Genomic DNA, 2256 nt, shown 5'->3' on the forward strand with positions numbered 1-2256 from the left:
GAGAAAGCATAACATTAGGTTCTGGAAACAGAATGCTCATAAAAGGTGGAAAAATAGATACTAAATATAAAATAACAGTTCCGGAATGGCTATAGACGCAAACAATATATACCGCAGACAAGTGCAACTTTTAGTGCGTGTTTTACCATTGGTAGATACCGAAAAATGTTTTGCATTAAAAGGTGGTACTGCAATAAATCTATTTTACAGAGCTTTGCCTCGACTTTCAGTTGACATCGATTTACTATATATTCCCATGGATGATCGAGAAACAGCATTGATAAATATTAGAGCTGCTTTATCAAGAATAAGCAAATTGATTCAGCAAAAAATACCAGGTACTAAAGTACAAAACACACACGATCAAAGCGATGCACTACGATTAATTGTAAGTCAAGAGGAGATTCGCATCAAAATAGAATTATCGCCGGTTATCAGAGGAACTGTTTTTTCAGAGGTAAGAATGGAAGTTGTCGAAAAAGTAGAAATAGAATTTGGATATGTAGAAATGCAAGTAGCATCACTTCCTGATTTATATGCGGGTAAATTATGTGCGGCTTTAGACAGACAACATCCAAGAGATTTATTTGATGTAAAATTTCTTCTCGAAAACGAAGGACTAACGGATGATTTACGAAAAACATTCTTAGTATTTCTAATAAGCCATCAACGACCAATGTCAGAACTGTTGGCTCCAAATCGTAAAGATATTAGCGAAATTTACGAAACAGAGTTCAAACAAATGGCTGAAGTAGATGTGCCTTTAAAACAACTGGAAGAAGCGAGAGAAAATCTAATTCATCAAATAAATTCACAAATGACTGATAATGAAAAGAAATTTCTCTTGTCTTTCAAAAACAAAAGGCCTGATTGGAATTTGCTGGAAATGGAAAATGTAGCCGTAATTGCTAACCTTCCTTCTGTACTTTGGAAAATGATAAATCTTGAAAAAATGCCTGATCAAAAGCACAAAGAAGCGTATGATAAGTTGCAAAATATATTATTTCCAACTCAATAAAAATCGCTCCTAGTCCAAATATTCCTCGCATCATTACTACCGTTTGCAATAACACTTTTTTTCAAACTTCTTTTTTTTAATATAAAAGATTTTTTTGAGATGGATTTACTTTTTATTGTAGCAATTATAATACTAATTTGGTTTGGTAATAACCTAATAGATAAATGGTTAAACACCAAATATCCTTGGATTGAAAATACAAAAAAACGATTGATTATTCAAAGTATATTTTCGATTATTTTTACTTCAATTACCTTGTTTATATTAATGTATTGGCTACACCAATTACGATTTGGTGATGGACGAATTATCAATCGAAAAATGATTGAAATTTTTCCACCTGCTATTCTTTTTACTTTTGCCCTTTTGGCAGTCAAAATAGGAGGCGAGTTTTTCATAGCTTTAAAAAACAGTCTAATTGAAATAGAAAGGCATAAAACAGAAAGTGCTAATGCGCAATTACAAAACTTAAAAAACCAACTAAATCCCCACTTTTTATTTAATAATTTAAGTGTTTTAACTTCGTTAGTCCATAAAAATCAAGATAAAGCTATAGCTTTTATTAATGAACTAGCTAAAGTATATCGCTATGTTTTAGATACTAAAAGTTCTGAATTAGTTACGTTACAAGAAGAATTAACATTTATAAACCATTATATTTATTTACAAAAAATTAGATTTGAAGACCGAATTTCATTTGAAATTAAGATTGATGAACGTAAAAAAACAGACTATTTATTACCAATGTGTTTGCAAATGTTGGTAGAAAACACCATTCAGCATAACGAAACATCACAAGCCAATCCATTGCAAGTTATCATTTATACAGAAAATAATTCGTTAATTATAGAGAATCCTATAAAACTAAGAAGTAATATCGCTGACAGTACAAAGACAGGATTGAAAAATATTGAAATGCGTTATTCTTTTTATACCGATGAAAAAGTGATTGTTATTAATAATGGAAAAGTTTTTAAAGTAATTTTACCTTTAATACAAAGAAAATGAACATTGTAATTATTGAAGATGAGAATTTATCAGCTGAACATTTAACCAATTTATTGCAAAAAATTGATTTGTCAATAGCTGTAATTAATTACTTTGACACAGTAAGTGCTTCTGTAAAGGCTTTCAATGAAGGACTTACTGCTGATTTAATTTTTATGGATATTCATTTGGCAGATGGTAATAGTTTTGAAATTTTTAGTCAAGTTAAATTAGAAATTCCGGTTATTTTT

General features: G+C 29.9%; 2 protein-coding genes and 1 pseudogene. All 3 read left to right on the forward strand.

Features of this window, described 5'->3' with window-relative positions; genetic code table 11:
• The first annotated feature begins 85 nt into the window (after positions 1 to 85).
• Positions 86 to 1018: a nucleotidyl transferase AbiEii/AbiGii toxin family protein gene (locus C0512_RS15245; protein ID WP_290863107.1), complete on the forward strand. Its 933-nt coding sequence runs from the start codon at positions 86 to 88 to the stop codon at positions 1016 to 1018.
• Between the two features lie 321 nt (positions 1019 to 1339).
• Complete coding sequence (locus C0512_RS15250; protein WP_290863109.1) at positions 1340 to 2026, forward strand: sensor histidine kinase; 687 nt, start codon at positions 1340 to 1342, stop codon at positions 2024 to 2026.
• Positions 2023 to 2256, forward strand: a pseudogene (locus C0512_RS15255) (DNA-binding response regulator); the annotation flags it as partial. The gene C0512_RS15250 and the pseudogene C0512_RS15255, both read left to right, overlap by 4 nt.

The organism is Flavobacterium sp., from assembly GCF_013822155.1.
Lineage (GTDB): Bacteria > Bacteroidota > Bacteroidia > Flavobacteriales > Flavobacteriaceae > Flavobacterium.